Genomic DNA, 20381 nt, shown 5'->3' with positions numbered 1-20381 from the left:
TCTTTTTCTGTTATTTGTTCTGGTCGACCAGCTTCTGAACCTTTGCTTCGGCATCTTCAAGCGCCTGCTCCGGAGTCTTCTTGCCAAGATACACATTGTCGAACTCAGGATTGATGAGTGTCGGGAAATCAGGGGCCACGATCGGTGTCGGCGTCAGCATCGTCTGCGGCATCGCCTCGACGGCCAGTCCGTAGACGGTCTTCGCGGCATCGTTGAACTCCTCGCTGTCTGCCGCACTTTCGGCCGCTTTCTTGTTGGCGACATTGTCAAAGTTCTTTACAGCCCAATATTCCTGAGCCTCTTGGTCCGTCAGATACTTGATGAATTCCCATGACTCGTCCGGATTCTTGGCACCGTACGGAATCTCCGCAACGAAACCGCCGCCCCAGCTTGTGTTGCCGTTGCCCGGTTCCTTTTCAGGAAGGAGCGCGACGCCGAAGTTCAGGTCCGGCGCATAGTCACGGATCTGCGTATAGAACGTCGGCTGCTGCACGAGCATGCCGAGATCTCCGGAGAAGAACGGATTGCCCTGCTGGCTCTCCATCTGGGACTGCCAGGAGTTGATCGTGTTGGCGCCGTACTTGTCATGCCAGGATTTCAGCCACTTGAGCGCGTCCAGCTTTTCCGGCGTGTTCACTTTCACTTCGTCTTTTTCATCGATGAAATTGACCTTGTCCGCGTTCAGCATCCAGACGTCCGTGCCGGCACCAAAGAGCGGATAGAAGCCGATCCGTTCGTACTTTTCTCCGTTTTTCGCGTCCAGCTTCTCGGCGAATTCCCAAAGCTCGTCCCATGTTTTCGGCGGCTGTTCGGGATCAAGCCCCGCTTCCCTGAAGGCATCTTTATTGTAAAATAGGACCCTTGTGTCCGTATTGAAAGGAATGCCGTAAGAATCTCCTTCATAAAGCGTTGCGTTCCAGAGCTCCTCATAGAAGTTTTCGGAGATGTCGTCCTTCTCGAGATACTTGGACAGGTTCTCGGCCTGCTTTTTCTCTCCACGGAGAGCCGTCGCATTGATGTCATTGATGACGACATCGGGCGGAGACCCCGCGGCGATCGACGCAAGCTCCTTCGTCCAGATGTCACCCCAAGGGACGAATGTGTGCTTCACTTCGATCTTATCCTGGGAATTATTAAAATCCTCCACGATCTTTTCGACAATCGGACGCCGGATTTCCGAACCCCAGAATGTCCAGAAATCAAGAACCACCTTGCCGTCACTTTCTGCCGTCCCTTTATCTTTTGCTGCGGAATCACCTTTTGTGAAACCATTGCAGCCTGACAGGACCAGAACCGTGATGAACAGAATGCTCAACCATCTCAAATGGCGCATTCAGACCCCCCCTTGTCATTTAAATGTGCAAAATCTTTTATGGATTTCCCCGTTTCATCAGTAAGTAAACCTTTCTTCACTATTCTACAAGAATAGATAGACTATTCAAATGATTACAAAGGTATATGGTCATAAAATAGCGGTGCCTGTCGAATCATGACGGCACCGCTCTGTTTGATTCATATTTGGTGAAAATGTCATAGTCCCGCCATTTCCCGTCTTCATAGGCAAACTGCGGACGGGTGCATTCAAACCGGAAACCCGCACTTTCGGCAAGTTTTTTCGAAGGATGATTATCCGGACGGATATGCAGTTCGATCCGGTGGAATCCGAGCTCGTCAAAGAACGAACCGGCGGCTGTGGTGACGGCTTCTTTTCCGTAACCAAGCCGGAAAAATTGGTTGTTGATCTGATAGCCCATCATCGCCCAGTTGTAGTCCATCCGCAGGATTGTGATGATTTCAATCTTGCCGATGTTCGCGCCGTCCGTCTTGCGGAAAATCCCGAGGATGAGCATCCGGTCCTGGTCGGCGGCATGCCGGAATCCGCGGATCCATTCGTTGAACCAGTCTTGCGTGTATGCGCCCAGATCTGCCGGTCGCCCTTCATCGTAAGGATGCTGCGACAGTGTCCGGCCCTCCAGGCCTGCACGCCATGCACCATAGTCGTCCTCCCGGTACGGCCTCATGACCAGCCGCTCCGTTTCCACCAGAAGCTCATTTCCATTCATTGTACGAGGCCCCCTTTTCCCCATCATACCAAAAGGCCGGGTGCATATTCGCATCGGGGTGGTACATACTATCGGCGTTCGCACATCAAATTAAAATGGAGGGAATTTGAAACGATGACGCAAAATCCTTTCGGGCAGAACCAAAGCCAGGGACAGGGCCAGACCCATCAAAACATGCATACCGGCGCCGTTCCTCAAAACATGAACCACGGCGGCCACGAACTGTTTGACGTCCATGAAGTGCTGTCCCAGTCAATTGCAGCGATGGACCAGTCCACGCTTCTCCGCCAGCAGGCAAAGGATCCGGAGCTCATTGATATCATGGACCGCCAGTACCGGTTCATGCGTCAGGAGTACAACACACTCGTTGATTGCTTTAAATCCGGCCAGGATCCGCAGGTCCCGACCCAGAGCTACAAAATGGCCGGCGGCAATGACTTTGTCTACGGCATGAAGCAGTCCCAGCCGAAGAAACCGATGATGTCGCCTCAGGAACTCGATGACGCCGCAATCTCCGGTTTCCTGCTCGGCTCTGCCAAAGCAAGCGCGACAGCGAAGACAGCAGCCGCTCTTGAAACGACCAACCCGGTTGTCCGCCGCGTGCTCGCGGATTCCGTCCCGAACTGCATTGAAATGGCCTACGAGCTGTCGATTTACCAGAACAAGCACCACTACTACCAGGTTCCCCAACTGGCCGAGACCGACATGCAGGCGATCCTCAACGCTTACGCCCCGGCGACCGGCAACCAGCCCGGCATGCAGTGAGGGAATTGCAGGTTCACAGGCCGGCAAATACGATCACGGGTTATCTGTGTGCGTCCTGAATGGACGAATCATCCGGCCGAACCGGTTTCCATATAGAGAAAAGGCAAGGACAGCCCGTCCTTGCCTTTCTCCTTTTACAATTCCTGCCCCGGGAGACGTTTCTTCCGCAAAAGATCTTCCCGGTTGCGCCAGAGCTGGACTTCCTTCGGGGACAGTTCCTCTAAATTTTGACGCGGCGGTTTCCAGGCGACGTAATTGATCGCATACTTGAGCCGGCCGGCGAATAACGAACTCAGGATGACCCTCGGATAAAGCAGCCAGGCGATCACATAGGCGACGGCCGCCAAGAGAATGACCGCTCCGACGTCCGGGGAGTCGAGCATCATGGCACCGCCGACGGTCACGGCCAGATGGAGCACGGCCAGTCGGCGTAGCGGGTAATAGTTCACATGCAAAAAAACAGACAGGCCGATCAGTACTGCGAACACTGCAATCCACCAAACCGGCTTTCCGTCCGCGACGGCGCCGGCAACACCCGCAGCTGCCGGGATCAATGCCGACATGAGCAGCACAATCCGCGGGATCTTCCGGCTGATCGTTCCGGCATCCTCGAACAGCTGCAGCAGCGTCTCCTGCCATGCGCGCAGACGACGGTCGTTCCGCGCGGATTCAGCATCTTCGGGAGTCAGGATCCACGTCCCCCCCGGTTCTCTCCTGAAAAATCCTTCGACCAGTTCCCGCTCAAACGGCAGCAGCTCATCCTTCCGGCACAGGAGCCGGTATGTCTTGGCCGGGCCCTGTCCCGTCGCTGCAACCCGCCCTTTTTCCAGGAGAGAAAACACAGCCGCATCCAGGACAGACGGCGAGAACCTGCCTGCCCGCTGGATGATGTGCAGATAAAGCGGATCGGTCCCGAGAATCAGTCCGGGGCGGCTGATCATGAGCGGCACTCTCTGTGGAACGAACAATCCCGCTGCCGCCAACAGGCACAGCAGGAAGACCGACAGTCCCCCGTACAGGATAAACCCGTCCCGGAACGGCTTCATCATTGCCTTGAGCCGGAACTGCTCTTTCTCCTGCGCATAAGCTTCCTCGAGCGTCACCGGTGCAGCCGTCTTTTTTGCCCCGCTCAGGACATCTGATGGGAAAAACACCCGGTAAGACGCCTCTTCCGGATATTCAACAACCGGGTCCCTGAACGTCAGCCCGTTTGTCCGGATGTCCACATCAGACCCGTTCATGTTCCTTGTAAACGGCCGGATGGATGCCTCTCCAGCATTGCCCGGCAGCACGACGGACACCTCGAGATTTTCCAGGCCCGTGAATTCCCGGCTGTATCCGGAGAAGAATGTGATGTCCAGGTCACTGTATTCCTTATATACGGAGAGCGGCCCTTCCAGCTGATAGGCATAGATGAGTACCTTTTCCCCGCTGCCCGCCGGGACGCCGATCCAGGCTTCCGCACCGTCCATCTTGGCCGGCAGTGCCCGGACATTTTCGTCTGTCACTTCGCCGATCTTTTTGGAGCCGCCGGCCACTTCTCCCGCCGAGAAGTTGTGTACTTGGTAATCGTCCGATTCCGGGAACTGCCTGGTCACTTCCGAGGCGGCGGCCGGCAGGCGGTAGGTATGGATTTCGTTCACATCAAGCGTCCCGTCGGCACGGATCCAGATGCGGATCTGCGAGTCGGAAGCTTTTATTTCTGACGCAGCGGCCGGACCCGGCTGGGTGAAGACGAGGAACCAGGCCAAAAGAAATGCCACCGCAGCAAACCGCCCCTTCATCGAATCCCCCCTTTTTTCTGATTGTATCGTATACGTCCGGCGGCTGCCCCCGGTTCCCGATGAAACTTGCAGACGTTCCCGTCCGTAGAAAGATAGATCAAACTCGGAGGTGCATTGTCATGCTGGATGCAATTCAGTCGCCTGAAGGACGGATTTCAGAAAAAGCCGTAAAAGTTTGGCGTCTCGCTAACCTGATTACGGAGACTATTATTCTTCTCGTGATCGCGGCCCTGCTTGCGGCAGGAACATTCTATGACTGGTGGCACTGGCTGGTCGTCACATTTTGGGTAATCGGCGGCATCAGCGTGGCATCGGCCGTTTACTCGATCTTGATCGAGCCGGCCCTTAAACAGCGGTACTGGCGGTACGGGGCGGATGAAGAGTTCGTCAAGCTCCGCAGCGGCATCTGGGAAGTATCGGAGCAGACCATCCCGATGACGAAGGTGCAGGTCGTCAACCTGAAACAGGGACCGTTGCTGAGGAGGTACGGGCTTTATTCGCTCGAAATCGAAACGATGGGCTCAAGCCATTCGATTCCGGCACTGCCGGAGGATGAGGCAAGGGAACTGCGGAACCGGATTGCCCATCTCGCCAAAATCCGGGAGGAGGAAGACTGATGGGCGGGACGGAAACCGGAGCCCGCAGAATGCATCCGGCCGGCATGCTCCTGTCGGTCCTATCGTACATAAAAAACACATTTTTCATCATTCTGTTCCTTTTCGTGTTCCGGGCGGGCTCGGAGGCCGTCTGGGTGATCGTGCTCAAGATCGCATTTCTTGCGCTCACGGCAGTCAGCCTGGTCACTTTGGTGCCTGCCTGGTGGCGCAAGACGTACCGGATTGAGGATGATTCGGTAAAAGTGGACAGCGGCATCTTCGTCCGGAAACACCGGAGTATTCCATTCCGCCGTGTCCAGAACGTCAACCGGCAAGTTCCTGCAGCGCTGAAGCTGCTCGGGCTCACGTCCCTGACGCTGGAGACCGGGGCGGGCGGAGAAGAGTCTTCCATCAAGTTCGACGCAGTGACGAAGACGGAGGCCGCCAGGATCGAAGCGGCGCTCGACGGCTACCGCAGCCGGCGGGCGAACGCCGAAGAAACGAAGCCGGATGACGTGCAAATCCCGGCCAACGTGGATGGAGAAACCACGGCTTTTCAGGACATGGTGAGCTCAATTCCCGAAAAGCGGATCATCCATTTCACCCCATCGACGAAAGACATCGTCAAAGCGTCATTCCTGTCATTCAGTTTCATTGCACTCATTCCCGTCGTGGCGACTGTCTACAAGAATGCCGACGATTTCTTCGATTTGGACGGCCGGGCGAAAGGCATCTTTTCCGCGCTGTCCGGATCTTCCCTCCTGCTGGTCGCTGTGATTGCGGCGTTTGTCCTGTTTGCCATGGTCTTCGGAATGGTGAGAACCTGGCTGAAATACGGCAAATACGAAATCTCGTCGGATGACGACCGGATCTATATACGACGAGGTGTTTTCTCCGAGCAGGCGCTGTCTGTGCGTAAGAAAAATGTCCAGGCAGTGGAGATTGTAGAAACACCGCTGAAACGGGTGCTCGGAATGGCGGAGGCGAAGCTCATCACCGTCGGAAGCTTTGGAGAGGGGCTGGAAGACATCAACTCTCTTTATCCTTATCTGCCGAGAAAGCGGGCTTTGGAGATCATCAGCGAACTCCTACCGGACATTGAAGTGGAAGAAGAGATGGACCGGCTTCCGAAGGCTGCGCTTGCCGTCAAGATGATGCGGGTTCCATGGCTCGCACTCGCCGGGTCGATCGCCCTCTTCATCTGGAAACCTGAATTTCGCTTCGTCCCCGATTGGTGGGTGCTCGCTGCCGTGCTGTTCGCGGGCACGTGGCTGCTTCGGCTGTTCGACTACCGCAATACGAGGTACCTGATCAGCGGCCCGCTCGTGCAATTCCGGAAAGGCGGAATCTGGCGAACCACCTTCATCACGAAGCGGGAAAAGGTGATTGAAGCCGAGGTGTCGCAGTCCCGGCTGCAGAAGGTCTTCGGCGTTGCGTCGATCAAGACGGTCAACCGGGCCAAGCCGGTCCATCATCAGGACCTGGATGACGTTCCCGCAGCAAGCGCAGCGGAATTTAACCGGTGGTATACAGGCAGGACTCCTGAACTCATCCCCGTGGAATTGGAGGGGTAGCAGTGGAAGCATTTACAGAACAGATTGTCCGACTGCTGAAAACGGTGCCGCCCGGACGCGTTGCGACATACGGCCAGATTGCCCGGCTCGCCGGAAACCCCCGTGCCGCCCGCCAGGTCGCCCGCATCCTTCACAGCATGAGCCGCAAGCACGGCATCCCCTGGCACCGAATCATTAACGCCAAAGGGGAAATCGCCATCAGCGATCCGGATACCGCCCGCGACCAGGAGGCCCTGCTCCAAGCGGAAGGCATCCCCGTTATCGGGGGCAGGAAAATCGACCTGGGGGCGTACAGGTGGGACCCCGGATTTGAGGGAGAAGATAGAGTGGCAGCAGACGATGAAAGCCGGCGGTGAACGATCCCGCTGGCTTTCTCTCCTTCCCATTGATAGACTATTGGCAAATCCATCAAGGGGGTGCCGAATGATGACTGAAACACTTGCATGCCTAGACGTCATTTATTCATTCAGCAAAGAACATGTGCCCGTAAAGAGAGTCGCCTCCGGGACGACGATCGAAATCGAGACGTACGACTGTTTCAAGAACCAGGTCACTTCACCGGATACAAAGATCGCCGGCATCGACTGGGATGAGATCAATCCTGCAACCGGACCGGTCTACGTGGAAGGCGCTGAGCCGGGAGACGTCCTGAAAGTCAGGATCGATAAGCTCGAAATCGGTGAACAGGGCGTCATGGCGACCGGACCCGGCCTCGGTGTTCTCGGACACCGCCTGGAGGAGCTTGCCTCAAAGATCATTCAGGTGGAGAACGGCCATGCACTCTTCGACGACAAGCTGAAAATCCCGGTAAACAAGATGATCGGCGTCATCGGCGTCGCCCCGGACGGCGAGCCGGTCTCATGCGGCACGCCCGGCGCTCACGGCGGCAATATGGACACGACGCTCATTACGGAAGGCGCTGCGCTCTACTTCCCGGTGTTCGCGGAAGGCGCGCTGTTCGCGCTCGGTGATTTCCACGCGGCCATGGGAGACGGCGAAATCGGCGTGTCCGGCATCGAAGTGCCGGGCAAGGCGACCGTCACACTTGAAGTCCTGAAAGAAGGGGCCCTGCGTCATCCGCTCGTGGAAAACGAGGACGGCATCGCCTTCATCGTCTCTGCGCCCACACTCGATGAAGCAGCGAAGACCGCCGTCGAAGAAATGGCCGACTTCCTCCTCCCGAGGACCGAACTCGACCTTTCCGATCTGACCATGATGCTCAGTGCAGCCGGCCAAGTCCAGGTGAGCCAGATCGTCGACCCGCTCATGACCGCCCGGTTCTTCGTGCCAAAGTATGTTCTGGCAGCGTATGGCGTATCGGTGTTTGAATAAGAAAGAAAAGCCGTTTCCCCGAAGGGGAAACGGACGAATTCATAGATTAGATTTCTTAATTAAAATACCCTTCACTAAAATCATAACTCCTAACAAAAAATGATAGGAAATAAAATCATAGGAGCCATCACTGTTGCCCATCCCGTGGTCTCGACCGTTCCCAACGTCATATAAAGTCCGCTGATTAGCCAAGAGAAAAAAGGTGCAATAATTAACATCAAAGTAATACCCCAAACAACATTTTTCCTTTTCTCTGTTTTTTGTTTACTTAAAAAATACGCAGATGCGATGCCTATAACCAATACTAATAAAGGGATTACTATTCCGATGATCACTGTCCTGTCTCCTTTCATGTCACATCTTACTCTTCTTATGTATACTTCTACTAATCTTCAATATAATAAAATTAATGTTGCAAAAAGGAGTAACTTGAATGTGAAAACCGTATCACCAATAAGGTGATACGGTTTTTTATATGTTTAAGATAGCAATTGAGCTAATTTAGCTTGGGTTTGCGGGCCTGCCATTCCATCCACCGTTAGTCCGGCGTTCCGAACACCGGCTCATAACCGCTCAACGCCCGGGATAAAGCCGTTGCCGCCCAAGGCAGATAAATGGCCTCCGTGAAGAGGAGCTTAAGCTGCTCTTCTTTTGATGTCCCTCCGCCGTTCAACGGCCATGATCCCCCCGATGACGATGAACACAGCGAGAAACGGTACAATTGCCGATGCCACCAGCTTTGTATCCTCGGTCCACGGTGCAGTTCGGATGAGCCATTCGGGCAGGAACAGCGCCGCCGGGATCAGGATGAGAATCCAGGAACGGAGCATGATTGCGCTTGCCAGGAACGCCAGTGCGGACAACAAGATCACGAACCGGTTTCCGGGTGCTGAAGCTGTGTAAAACGGTTCCATCAGCAGTGATCCGACGAGAAGCACCGCAATGAACATCACGATGGTCAGCATTGAGAGGCCAACCGCCATGCCGAATAGCTTTTTCTTGCTCCATGAACCGCTCGCCATCCGCCGGAACATCACCCAGTAAAGGAAGAGGGTGATCAGCACGACGACAGGGAATCCGATCAGTTGGATGAGGTTCAGCTCAAATCCTCCCCGGATGGCAGGTCCCATGGCGGAAAATGCAGTGAACGACAGAATGAATGCGGGCAAGTATTTGAACCAACCGGCACGGTCATCGGTCATCGCTTCACCAAGCGATTTCATATAGAGCTCCGGTGAACCGCCCGTGATCCGTTCAATGCTCTCCCCCCGCCTTTCCAGCTCCTGCAAATGATCCTTCAGCTCTTCGGCCACCTCATCGATCTCCCGCTCGCTTTTACCTGATGTCATCAGGTACATCCGCAGATTGGCGATGAATTCTTCACTTTTTGCGGATAGCTTCATGTTCATCACTTCCTTTCATCAATTGATCGACAGCTCCTGACAACGCATCCCAGCGCCCCCTGAATGCGGCGAGTTCTTCTTCGCCCGCCTCTGTCAGCCGATAGTACTTCCGTTTCGGGCCATTGGGAGACGGCCTCATCACGGTCATCACCAATCCTTCTTTCTGCATGCGAAGGAGCACCGGGTAGATGCTTCCCTCACTCACCATCGTCAGCCCGTAATCCCCCAGCTTCTCCACCATCTCATAACCATATGTTTCGCCCATCCCGATCACCGCCAGCAGGCAACCTTCCAGTACACCCTTCAGCATCTGGCTCGTCGACATCCTGTTCACCGCCTCACTATCTTGCAAAGCCAATTACCACTATCATGTATAGCATAATACACCATCCCTCCGTCGGTGTCCACTATCTTGTAAAACAAACTAGCACCCAAATAAACCGCCCGGCAAAAGCCGGACGGCGTCTTTATTTCTTAATTGGAACGGATGACCGAATAAACTGCGGAACCGACAAGGTCTCCCGCCTCTTTCAGCCGTTCCTGGCTGATATATTCAATCGTATCTTCCGGTGAATGGTAGTACGGTTCCAGGGAGGCGGTCCCGGGCTCCCGACGGATAAAGTTGACCGCCGGAATCCCCGCCTCATGGAAGCTGACATGATCGGAGGCACCGCGCTGGTAAAGAATAAGCTCTGACGGCGTTCCGATACGGGCTGCTGCCGCCATGGCAGACTCCGTGGACAGATTCGACCGGCCATCCACGGTGTTCAGATAAATCGCAGTTGCGTTTTCCCACGAAGTCCCGACCATGTCCATGTTGTAATTGGTGAGGCTGCGGGCTTTTTCTTCACGAGACAGCTCAGACACGTAATACTCTGATCCGAGCAGACCGATTTCTTCCGCACCGACAAAGACAAACCGGATTTCCTTGTCAATCGGATAACTCTTCAATACACGCGCGATTTCAAGAGCTGTTGCTGTTCCTGATGCATTGTCACTTGCACCGGGTGCGAGCGGCACACTGTCAAAGTGTGCAGACACATAGACGATGTCCGGGTTGCTCACTTTTTTCGGCGTCCGTTTGGCGATTACATTCCGGGATTTTTGCCCCTGCAGGGCATCCACCTTGAGCGTAACCGTCCCGTTGCCGGGAATCACATCTTGAAGAAGCGCTTCACCCGACGCCTTACGGATCCCTCCGACCGGCAGCGGTGCATCCGCTCCGATGCTCATATTCGGCGGCGCCGACTGTTCAGAGTTGTCGTAGATCAGCACGGCCACCGCACCTGCATTTGCTGCATTGTCAATCTTCTCGCGGAAGCCGATTTCGCCGCGCCGGATCAATGCAATCTTGCCGGCGGCTTCCGCCGAGAATTCTGCCGGTGTCCCGAGGCCCGCATCATAGAGCGGCGCGGTCAGCCCTTCTGCCGGCGTAACACCCGAACCGGACGGGATGGCAACCTTCACTTCATTGCCTGCCGATGTGGCCAGATGGCCGACCATCGTATCAGGAATGCTGAACTCCTGTATCTCCATTTCATAGCCATAGGACTTGAGACGGTTGTAAATCATGTCCGCCGCTGCCCGCTCAGGCTCGGTGCCCGCCACCCGGGGGCCGATCTCCACGCTAAGCTTGCGGACATCCTCATAAATGCGCTGACCATCGATACGCGCTATGACCTTCTGATCAAACGCTGCCGGGTTACCCGGTTTTGCCGCTTCCGCTGTGATTGGGCCGTTGAAATCGGCAGGCATCAGGACAATGCCCGACAACAACAAAGACGCGGACAAAGTCAAAGCGGCAAATTTTTGTTTCGGTTTCATTGATGAACCCCCCTCTTGTAATATGGATCAACAAAGGGGTTTCTGCTACAGTCCTCTGCTATCCTTCACAAAAGTTGAAAACGGTTACAAACTCCTATCCACCGATGGCCGGCATGGTCCCTTTGTCCCTGCCGGACTTCATCCCACTGCAGATCATCCCGGCATCCGCGCATGGCCGGGCACCGGCAAAACCGAGAGAATCCGGTCAATCCGGAAAGTCCGGCGCTCCTGCCGCATAAAGCAGTATGCCGTCACACTATCCTGCCGGATCTTCAGCAAACGCACCCGCCGCTTCGTGATCATCCCGTCCGAGTCAATATAGATCATATCGGCAAGCTGGTGCCGCTTCATGCACTTCATCAGAAGACCGTGCATTGTTTCCGCCTCCACAAAGAACGTTTGTTCTTATTATATGCGAACAAACGTACCCATACAACTGTAATGTTTTTCCGGAAGGTGACAAGTGAACGACGAAATGAACGAAACCCCTTCAGTCCGAAGTGATTTCCCGCTATACTTTGGAATCGTACAGCAGAATAATGCAAAGGAATGAATGCACATGTGGAAAGACTTTAGAGAGTTCGCCTTCAGGGACAACGTTCTTGACCTTGCCGTCGCAGTTGTCATCGGTGCCGCTTTCGGAAAAATTGTATCCTCGCTCGTTGAGAACATCATCATGCCGCTGCTTGGAATCCTGGTGGGCGGCATCGACTTCACCGGCCTCATCTTCAAAGTGGGCGACGCCAAAGTGACATACGGGGTATTCCTCCAGAACGTCTTCGACTTCCTGATCATCGCCTTCGCCATCTTCATGTTCCTCCGGCTGCTAACGAAACTGAAACGGCATAAGGAAGAAGAAGTGGAAGAAGAGCAGGATGTAAAGGAAGAGTTGCTGAGAGAAATCAGGGATTTGCTGAAGGATGAATAATGATTTGATTAGGCACTGTTAACATTAGAAAACACAAAACAAGCTCACCCCTATTTATAAGAGTGAGCAAAGAAAGTTTTCATTTTATTTTGTAACCAGTTCAAATGGCAGATCAGTAAGGACGCCAACTTGTCCGCCGAAGAATAAACCGAATGCCATAGCTCCCATTGCCAGTGTCAAGAAGACTTTCTTTTTCATCTTCCATCCATCCTCTCGTGTGGTTTAACCCAGTATACCATGCGAAAAGGTCAGTAAATATGCATTTATGCATATTTTGAACTTTTTTCAAGAGTCTTATGTAGGAGTTTTGCGATATATGCCTCTTCCTTATGACTCATTCCCAACCGATTGTTTGTTTCGTGAAGGTAATGGAAAAGAAATTCTTCAAATGGCGGTGAAGGGATCAACTGATCCTCCACCTGGTCACGGACCGAGCAAAGTTCTTCGATGAACGGGCGCACTTTCCGGAGGAGATGGACATTGTTCAACGTCCGGCTCCACTGGGCGAGAAACTGCTTTTCATTCAGCTTGACCGCTTGATCCAGACTGTAGCCAAGTTGATGTTCATTGCAGGAAGAAATACAGTGGTCTGCATACCGTTCCAAAAACTCAATGGCTGCTTCCATACTGCAGAGGCCGGAGCGGATTGACTGGTGCATCAACAGAATGACTGCATCCGTCCGATCCGCGCCGCCGAGCAGTTCATTTTCCAGAACGGAAAACGTTAGATCTGTTGAACGCTTTAGCAATAAATCCGGCCAGACTATCCCGGATGCGGCATTTTCCCTTAGAAATGGTTCTCGTTTAAATGGCCGGACAACCGGCTGTTGTTCGCCTGCCTCCTCCACAAACATGAGACGCCTCCTGCCCCTTGTTCGGTCAGGATCCAGCTCCTGAAGCGCTTTGTTTCCCTCATGCCGGATTCTTGTCTTCATCAACTCCGCTTCTTCCTCGTCCAACCGGAAGCCCGCCAGGATATGATGGCCGTGGTGGTCGTTTCTGCGCAGGAAAAAGTAATAATGGACTTCACCCGTGAGTTCAGAAACCAACGGTTTGATGACTTGCTGGATCACTTCATCCAGTTGATGCTCATATCTCGGATAAAATCTGTATGTGTGCCATTCCTTATCTTGTTGCATCATACTCTCCTCCGTTTTAATGCCAGACTACCGGCACTTGGAATTCTGTCACACATGGGTGTCCCGACCTTCCGACCATATGGGCCCCGCGCTCGGGGAACACTTCCGTCAGGACCAGCATTTTGCCGTTGGCCTCCTTGATCTCATTGCAGAAACGACGGATAAGATGCGGGATTCCAAAATGGATATACCGGTCTTTTTCCGATTCAACCGGGAAGCAAGGATCCGATGTCCGGTACATCACTTCTTTGGGAATTCCAGAGGACACGAGCCAGTCATGGAGACGGACGAAATAATAAAAATCATTTTCATCTTCTTTGATCACCGGAACATCGTGGACAGGAATTCTCCATTCCGCTGCGGTCATCACCACATTCCCCTTTGTCACGCGGGGCGAATGTCCGGCCAGCAGCTTGCCGGAGGCCATTTTTGGGATGCCGACCCAAGGGTTGCTAATCGACAGAAAGATCCTGACAAGCTCCGGCAGCTGGCTGGCAGGTGTTTCACCACTGTATTCGACTGAGACCGGGTGTCCTTCAGGTGACAAAATCTGAAGACTGTCGGTCTTTTCGTCATGTTTTAAAACGAGATCGGCCAATGTGAGTTGCTTGGCCAGCCGGCCGTTCCGCTGCCGCGATGTCGGCCAGATCAACCGGCGGCCTGAACGCCCTTGCTCTGTTCTCCAATCGTCCCCGTACGATAAAATAAGTGGTTCAGCTTCAGGACAGACAGTGTTTCTCCAGTTATCCTCCAAGCTTGCCAACCCTTGGCCCACCCCTACATCGGTAATGAGAACTTTGTAGTCCCCCCGCTCCAGGCTTTGGGCTGAGGAAGCGGCGATCCGAAACTTGATGGTTCCGTTCGGCAGCTGTTCGGATGGGTTAAGGGATAAGACATCCCGCTCTTTTTTTCTGGCCCGCTCAGCATTTACATGCGCAATCCGGATCGATTCATTGACCTTATCCGGACGGCCGGCATATTCCACCAGGAACTCCAGGATGTTTCGGCACTCACTGCCTTCTCCGAATTTCTCGACAAAGAACGTTGATAAGGATTTTGTGATGGCGGAACGTATAACAGCGAGCGAGAGTTCTGAAGTATACCCTTCAATATCTTTTTTTATTTTTTCAGGAAGCTGTACCGGGGGGCCGCTTATAACGGTTTCCTCTTTAAAGAGATCACTTCCATTGTCTGAAGCCGAAGGTACGCCCAGCAGTTGACTGATTTTATTGGCTGTACGGACAGCCCGGTCACGCTGTTTTACGATGCCCTTAGAACTTGTCTCCGACATCACCTGCAACGTGGCATCCAGCAAGTGGAGCAGGCGGCGCAGGCGACGGGCATGCCGGTGATCATTCCCTCTCAGAACCAGCGATAGACCGAGAAGCGGACGTTTTGATGCGAACTGTTCCGGTAAAACCGGGAGGAGCACACCCGTCCGGATGAGTTGTTCAAATCCCCCGTCTTCCCCTGCAATCCCCAGCGAGCGGACCCATTCCTTCTTCCTGCGCGCGACTCCTTTTTTCAGATGTCCGTCCGGAATGAAACGGAGAGGCACGATGAATTCAATGCCCCTGCCGGCCATCAGGACAGAAGGCTTTCCATCGTTATCAAGCAATCCGTCACTTGCACGAAAAGCGAAACCGCTGTTCAGGTTTGAGCTCCCTGCCATTCCATTCATCCAGCATTGGATCACCTGCCCGGATATCAGGATTTCAGTCTCGCTCTTTACCGTGCCGACACGATCTCCTTCCTGCTTAAATGTGAACCTCATATTGGCGGTTGACCGTGTGTTGGAAATCGTGGAGGACAGGACGTGCGGCAATGCCTCTTCGGCAAATGTCCGCAGAGAGTCGGCGTTTTTAGGAACACCTTTTCCGATCTTCTCAAACAGGTCAGGGTGCCAAAGTGCTAACTTCCTCTTAAGCGGTTCCAGTTCAAGCGTACCGACGATCTTTCTGTCCACCCGCTCCTGCTCAAACCGGTAAATCACGTTTAACCGGGCGAATGCCTCTTTTAATTCCTCTTTCCTCCGCTTCCATGTCTCGATGGAACTTTTATCTTCTTCGCTTAGCTGTTTCAGAGAACCGTGCTCCTCTTCAACCTGATCGAGGCTTAGCCCGTATTGGCCAAGAGACCTTTCCGCGTTTTTGACAGCATGGGCAAGCGCCGCCTTTCTCCTACTGATCTGCTGAAGGATGTCAAGTGTGGTGCTGACTGTAAAGCCATCGATGAGAGGGGACGGCAATGAATGGACATGGGCAACCGGAAACAGACTGATTTCAGCCTCTACTTTTACAGGTTTCACATTCATGCTTTCTCATCCTCTCAAATGAAAATTTAGTTTAAATAACGAACATACTTTTGCATAGACTTGACATACAGAGGGAATTTTCCGTTACTATAGGGATATGGCAGCCAAACGGTTGAACCATATTCCAAAGGGATGATAGAGAATGAACCATGTACGACTCGGCGCAGAAATTAGGAAATGGCGTAAACTCCGCAAGATGACCCAAAAGGAATTGGCTGAAAGTATTTGCAATCAATCTGAAATTAGTCGCTTAGAAAAAGGAGATTCCTACCCGAGTATCGATACTTTACATGCCATCTCACTAAAATTACGACTCCCTCTCTCATACTTTTTCGAGGTTCTAATACATGATGACTTTGAAAAAAAGGAAAAAATTTTAGAAGAAGTTAAATTCTACTCTTCCAAAAAGGATTACGAAGGATTATACAATTATGTCCGTTCATTGTTAGACAAAGACAACCTATTACACCCGGAGCTACGAACATATTTGCAATCACATTATTATGTAAGCCTTTATTATCTGAAAAGGTTAGAATACAGACACTGTGTGACCGAGTTATATAGCTTGACTGACACCAAAGTAAACGGAATGGATGTTTTATTAAGCTCGAGGATAAAAAATGCTATTGCCATAATCCTGGCTGAAAACAAAAAGTACGACGAGAGTATGCTTATTTTCCAAGAGATTCTTCAAGAGAATGTTTCCTCAGAAGAACACGAACATATGCGAATAACTGTCATGTATAACGTTGGTAAGTTAAAATTTCTTCAAAGAAAGTATCAAGAATCTCTCTCCATTACTGAAGAGGCTATTTTGTTATCAATCAAGTTAAGTGACATGAGCATCCTCGGCCAACTTCACTATCAAAAAGCCCAAATTCTTGAAGAGCTCAAGCAGCCGGCAGCTGCCATACGTGAGAGCTACGAGAAGGCCCGATTTTTCTTCGATCTGCTGGGCCTGGATTACTACAAAAAAATCCTGGAGACAAAAAAGAGCCAGTATTTAACGTCAACCGGGCAATAACCTTGCCCACTTCTTACTCTACACGGATTTTCGGGCCAAAAATATGCACTTGCGCATATATGCGAAATTCCCATATTTTCATCCGTTCCGACAAAATAAAGACTGTCCGCCTCCGATTTTCCGGAGATGGACAGTCTTTTTGTCAGAACATGCTGAGGTCGTATTTCTTGGACATTTGTTCCATGAGATCCCAGCCGGCGATGCTGTTGCCCCGCTCGTCGAGTGAGGGGCCGAAGATGCCGATGCCGCAGCGGTACGGGACGGCGGCCATGATGCCGCCGGAGACGCCGGACTTGGCCGGAACGCCGACACGGATGGCGAATTCGCCGGATGCATTGTACATTCCGCAGGTGACCATGAAGGTTTTGCAGATCGAGGCGACGCGCGGCGGCAGGATGGTCTCGCCGGTGAGCGGATCCTTGCCGTCCATGGCGAGCACCAGGCCGATTTTCGCGAGGCCGACGCAGCTCATTTCAATCGCACACTGCTTTGTGTAGAGCTCCATGACCGCTTCGACGTCACCTTCGATGACATCGTACTGTTTCAGATAATAGGCGAGCGAGCGGTTCAGGTCTGCGGTCTCCAACTCTGACATGGCGACTTCTTCGTTGTAGCCGATCCCTCGTTCACCGGTGATCAGTTCGCACAGCTGAATCAGTCGGCTGAGCCGTTCGTCGAGTGAATCCCCTTTGATCATCGAGGTGACGGCGAGCGCGCCGGCATTGATCATCGGATTGAGCGGCTTGTGCGGCTTCGTCGTTTCCAGCTTGATGATGGAGTTGAACGGGTCGCCGGTCGGCTCCATGCCGACCCGGTGGAATACATATTCCTCCCCATTGTCGAGGAGCGCGAGCGCCAGGGCGACGACCTTCGAGATACTCTGCAAGGTCGCTTTCTTCTCCACGTCCCCGGCCGAATAACAATTACCGTCCGGGAATGCCATCGCCACCGACAATGAGTCAGGGTCGGCTTTTGCGAGGGCCGGTATATAATCGGCGACTTTCCCTTTCGCCGTATGTAGTCTTGATCCATGCACGATCTCCAGAAGCTCCTGATCCGATCTGCAATCCATGGGATCCCTCCTTGGCACATTTAATATGTCAGGCTAATGACAGTCTACCCGAATCCTGCCGCCAAAAGCCACCACCGGATTGCCCGTGTGACCGGCGGATGCTATAATGTAGCTGAACTGCCTGTCAAAGGAGTGGAGACGCACATGTGGTTTATGTATATTCTGTTCATCGTTTTTGCGGTCATCATCGTCGGCACGGTCGCAGGCCTCATCCTCACATTTACGAGCAACCAAGACTGATCGGTGATTCAAAAAGGGACTGTTCCGTGCATCGGCCAATGGCCGGGATGCGGAACAGTCCCTTTTTTCCATACGTTCATGGATGACCCAGCGCCTTTGCGCCGTTCCGGTCATCGGGCCGCCACCCTGCGTTGAGCTCGCGGAGCGATAAGCCGAACGTCATTTCAAGGTGCGGATAATCCTTGAAGCCTGTCCAGTCTCCGCCCCAGGCGAAACCGAGTGACTTGGCGATCTCCGCCGTTTCGGTCCAGTCACTTTTCCCGTTCCCGTTTCCGTCCCAGCCGAGATCCCAGATGATCCGTCCGTCTGGTGTCCGCAGCGCATAGTCGACGGCCAGTCCAAAATTATGATAAGAGCTGCCCGCACGCGCATGGGTGACGATCTTGCCGGGCGCTGTGCGTCCTTGATCGTAGAGTCTGTCCTGTTCCTCGCCGGACCGGTACCCGTCCGTAATCACGACATCGATCCCCTGATCCGCCGAGAGTCGTACCAGCTCCGCCGCCTTCTCCTCGACTGCCGGGTGGAGGCCTTCGGGCAGCGGGCGTTCCGCCAGTTCCTCGCGGAAATCCAATTCACGCTGGACAAATATATAAATGGCCATTGCGACGGCAACGGCCAGCACCGCCTTGGCAACATGCCTCCCCCAGGCGGTCTTCTTTTTCTTCCGGGCCATCCGCAAGGCCCCCTTTCGCCTTTTCCTTCAATCATCTTAACGCAAAAGGGGCCCTCCGGGTTCTCCGGTTCCTTTTCCTTTTTCATCCTTCTATCTTCAGATCTCCTTTTGTCACCGGCTCGGCAAATTCTTTGAGCTGGACCGTCAGGCTTCCGTCTTTTTCAAGATAAGCCCGTTTCACTTCTTCAATCGAGAAGATTCCCTGCTTTCTCAGCGCTTCACCCAGGTCACGTGAATCGACCCGGTTCTTCCGGAGCCGGTCTTCAATCGGCTCGCCGTCGAGGATGATCAGCTGGTGTTCTCCGGTAAGGATCCTCTCGACTTTGTCCGTACGGTAAAGGATGTTGTCGAAAAGAACTTTCAGTCCGCACCAGACGACAATCGTCAGCAGGACCACATACCATTTCACCTGGGGATCATAGAGGCCGTTCCCGAAAATCTCGGACAACATGATGCTCCATATAAAGTCGATCGGCGTCAGATTGGAAACCCCTTTGGCGCCTGTCCATTTCATGCACAAGATCAGCGCCAGGAATCCGCTGATCATCTTCACCATGATCAAACCGATGCTCATCCTGCTCCCTCATTTCTGTCGAAGGGAAATTCCCGGTCCGTCATCCAAATCGGGAAGGACCGGCGCTCCCTATTTTCTCTGTTTCTGCCAGCCAGCAAGCAGGCCCATTATTCATTACCACCGGTGGGCAAATAAAAACAAAACCGCCATCCCGGTATCAACGGGATGGCGGCTCCATGTAGATTCATTCAATTCTCCAGCGGCAGTACGACCGGCCGGACAACCGGCGTCCATCTCTTTACCTTCTCGGAAAACTCATCGACTTCCCCGGTCGTGAAGAACAGATGGTTTTCCCGGTTCACAGCGGACAGCCCGCCGCTTTTCTGAAGCGCTTCACGGACTCTTTCCGCCGTGCCGAGGGCCGGGTCGACGAGGTTCATCCTGCCGCCCCAGACTTTCCGGATCTGCTTCTCTGCAAGCGGGTAATGGGTGCATCCCATGACGAGGGTGTCCGCCTCCGAAGAGCGCAGCGGAGCCAGATACTCCTCGAGTGCCGCAAGCATCTCCGTTTCCAATGTTTCATCGTTTTCCAGGTAGTCCACCAGCTTCGGGCAGGCCTGTTCGAATACGGCTGCACCGGGAAGTTTCTCTTTGATGGTCTTTTCGTACATACGGGATTCCGCCGTTCGCCGGGTGGCGATGACCCCGATCCGCCGGTTCTGCGTCGCACCTGCGGCCATTTCGGCACCCGGCTCGATCACTCCGATCACCGGGAAGTCCAGCATCTCCTTCAGTTCATCCAGCATCAGGGCCGTGGCCGTGTTGCATGCGACGACGAGCATCTTGAGCTCGAACCGGCCGAGAAAGCGGATGACCCGAAAGACGGCCTCCTTGATCTCTTGTTCGCTTTTATTTCCATAAGGGCAGTTTCCGTGATCTCCGACATAGATGATCCGTTCGCCGGGGAGGCGTTCGAACAACCGGTTGGCGACAGTCAGCCCGCCGCTTCCGGAATCAATCACCGCGATGCTTTTCATTGTTGTAAACCTCTTCTGTGGCGCTTCGCCGATCCGCGAAGCTGATTAAATTGATTCCTTCATTGTAACGCATCCGGCTCTTCCGATGTTCCACGGAGT

At 53.4% G+C, this 20381-nt stretch carries 21 protein-coding genes; 7 read left to right on the top strand and 14 right to left on the bottom strand.

What is annotated here, in order from left to right; genetic code table 11:
- Positions 1-10: 10 nt before the first annotated feature.
- Together B0B07_RS10075 and B0B07_RS10070 are read right to left on the bottom strand one after the other, a co-directional pair.
- Positions 11-1333, bottom strand: a complete 1323-nt coding sequence (locus B0B07_RS10075) for an ABC transporter substrate-binding protein (RefSeq protein ID WP_076758688.1) — start codon at positions 1331-1333, stop codon at positions 11-13.
- A gap of 154 nt (positions 1334-1487) precedes the next feature.
- The gene (locus B0B07_RS10070; protein WP_076758686.1) at positions 1488-2063 is read right to left on the bottom strand and encodes a GNAT family N-acetyltransferase; all 576 of its coding nucleotides are present in this window, start codon (positions 2061-2063) and stop codon (positions 1488-1490) included.
- Positions 2064-2177: 114 nt separating this feature from the next.
- Between B0B07_RS10070 and B0B07_RS10065 the strand changes: the two genes are divergently transcribed.
- The gene (locus B0B07_RS10065) at positions 2178-2828 is read left to right on the top strand and encodes a spore coat protein (RefSeq protein WP_076758684.1); all 651 of its coding nucleotides are present in this window, start codon (positions 2178-2180) and stop codon (positions 2826-2828) included.
- Positions 2829-2962: 134 nt separating this feature from the next.
- On the opposite strand, the gene B0B07_RS10060 is transcribed toward B0B07_RS10065, so the two are convergent.
- Positions 2963-4612: a DUF2207 domain-containing protein gene (locus tag B0B07_RS10060; RefSeq protein WP_076758683.1), complete on the bottom strand. Its 1650-nt coding sequence runs from the start codon at positions 4610-4612 to the stop codon at positions 2963-2965.
- A gap of 119 nt (positions 4613-4731) precedes the next feature.
- Between B0B07_RS10060 and B0B07_RS10055 the strand changes: the two genes are divergently transcribed.
- The 4 genes from B0B07_RS10055 (at position 4732) to B0B07_RS10040 (ending at position 8114) form a co-directional block, all read left to right on the top strand.
- A complete protein-coding gene (locus B0B07_RS10055) occupies positions 4732-5229 on the top strand; it encodes a PH domain-containing protein (protein WP_076758681.1) in 498 nt (165 codons plus the stop codon).
- Positions 5229-6782, top strand: coding sequence for a PH domain-containing protein (locus B0B07_RS10050; RefSeq protein WP_076758679.1), 1554 nt, complete (start codon positions 5229-5231; stop codon positions 6780-6782). The genes B0B07_RS10055 and B0B07_RS10050 overlap by 1 nt, the downstream gene beginning before the upstream one ends.
- Before the next feature lie 2 nt (positions 6783-6784).
- A complete protein-coding gene (locus B0B07_RS10045) occupies positions 6785-7138 on the top strand; it encodes an MGMT family protein (RefSeq protein WP_076758678.1) in 354 nt (117 codons plus the stop codon).
- Positions 7139-7208: 70 nt separating this feature from the next.
- Positions 7209-8114: an acetamidase/formamidase family protein gene (locus tag B0B07_RS10040; protein ID WP_076759246.1), complete on the top strand. Its 906-nt coding sequence runs from the start codon at positions 7209-7211 to the stop codon at positions 8112-8114.
- A gap of 89 nt (positions 8115-8203) precedes the next feature.
- On the opposite strand, the gene B0B07_RS10035 is transcribed toward B0B07_RS10040, so the two are convergent.
- The 5 genes from B0B07_RS10035 to B0B07_RS10015 all read right to left on the bottom strand — a co-directional run bounded on the left by B0B07_RS10035 (position 8204) and on the right by B0B07_RS10015 (position 11716).
- On the bottom strand, positions 8204-8449 hold the full coding sequence (locus tag B0B07_RS10035) for a hypothetical protein (protein WP_234982350.1): 246 nt from the start codon (positions 8447-8449) through the stop codon (positions 8204-8206).
- Positions 8450-8749: 300 nt separating this feature from the next.
- A complete protein-coding gene (locus B0B07_RS10030) occupies positions 8750-9517 on the bottom strand; it encodes an HAAS domain-containing protein (protein WP_076758676.1) in 768 nt (255 codons plus the stop codon).
- Positions 9495-9842 (bottom strand): PadR family transcriptional regulator, encoded by a 348-nt coding sequence (locus tag B0B07_RS10025; RefSeq protein ID WP_076758675.1) that lies wholly within the window; start codon positions 9840-9842, stop codon positions 9495-9497. Before B0B07_RS10025 ends, B0B07_RS10030 begins: the two co-directional genes overlap by 23 nt.
- A gap of 149 nt (positions 9843-9991) precedes the next feature.
- On the bottom strand, positions 9992-11341 hold the full coding sequence (locus tag B0B07_RS10020; protein WP_076758673.1) for a M20/M25/M40 family metallo-hydrolase: 1350 nt from the start codon (positions 11339-11341) through the stop codon (positions 9992-9994).
- Positions 11342-11494: 153 nt separating this feature from the next.
- On the bottom strand, positions 11495-11716 hold the full coding sequence (locus tag B0B07_RS10015) for a WYL domain-containing protein (RefSeq protein WP_076758671.1): 222 nt from the start codon (positions 11714-11716) through the stop codon (positions 11495-11497).
- A 184-nt stretch (positions 11717-11900) separates the two neighbouring features.
- Between B0B07_RS10015 and mscL the strand changes: the two genes are divergently transcribed.
- Positions 11901-12269, top strand: a complete 369-nt coding sequence (gene mscL, locus B0B07_RS10010) for a large conductance mechanosensitive channel protein MscL (RefSeq protein ID WP_076758670.1) — start codon at positions 11901-11903, stop codon at positions 12267-12269.
- 263 nt (positions 12270-12532) lie between these two features.
- Here the strand turns inward: mscL and B0B07_RS10005 are convergent, their stop codons facing one another.
- Together B0B07_RS10005 and B0B07_RS15265 are read right to left on the bottom strand one after the other, a co-directional pair.
- Entirely contained in the window at positions 12533-13408 is an 876-nt protein-coding gene (locus B0B07_RS10005) for a lantibiotic dehydratase C-terminal domain-containing protein (RefSeq protein WP_076758669.1), read from the bottom strand.
- Positions 13409-13424: 16 nt separating this feature from the next.
- Complete coding sequence (locus tag B0B07_RS15265) at positions 13425-14708, bottom strand: lantibiotic dehydratase family protein (protein WP_159438439.1); 1284 nt, start codon at positions 14706-14708, stop codon at positions 13425-13427.
- Between the two features lie 1156 nt (positions 14709-15864).
- On the opposite strand from B0B07_RS15265, the gene B0B07_RS09995 reads away from it, so the two are divergent.
- Positions 15865-16746, top strand: a complete 882-nt coding sequence (locus tag B0B07_RS09995; RefSeq protein WP_076758665.1) for a helix-turn-helix domain-containing protein — start codon at positions 15865-15867, stop codon at positions 16744-16746.
- 142 nt (positions 16747-16888) lie between these two features.
- Here B0B07_RS09995 and glsA read toward each other — a convergent pair whose 3' ends face one another.
- From glsA to murI, 4 genes are all read right to left on the bottom strand, one after another.
- On the bottom strand, positions 16889-17818 hold the full coding sequence (gene glsA / locus B0B07_RS09990; protein WP_076758664.1) for a glutaminase A: 930 nt from the start codon (positions 17816-17818) through the stop codon (positions 16889-16891).
- A gap of 316 nt (positions 17819-18134) precedes the next feature.
- Positions 18135-18731, bottom strand: coding sequence for a M15 family metallopeptidase (locus B0B07_RS09985; RefSeq protein WP_084186649.1), 597 nt, complete (start codon positions 18729-18731; stop codon positions 18135-18137).
- An 82-nt stretch (positions 18732-18813) separates the two neighbouring features.
- Positions 18814-19305, bottom strand: coding sequence for a DUF421 domain-containing protein (locus B0B07_RS09980; protein ID WP_076758662.1), 492 nt, complete (start codon positions 19303-19305; stop codon positions 18814-18816).
- A gap of 188 nt (positions 19306-19493) precedes the next feature.
- Entirely contained in the window at positions 19494-20282 is a 789-nt protein-coding gene (gene murI / locus B0B07_RS09975) for a glutamate racemase (protein ID WP_076758661.1), read from the bottom strand.
- Between the last annotated feature and the right edge of the window lie 99 nt (positions 20283-20381).

This window comes from Edaphobacillus lindanitolerans (genome assembly GCF_900156305.1).
Classification (GTDB): Bacteria; Bacillota; Bacilli; order Bacillales_A; family Planococcaceae; genus Bhargavaea; species Bhargavaea lindanitolerans.
This window is presented reverse-complemented; position numbering and strand designations above follow the sequence as displayed.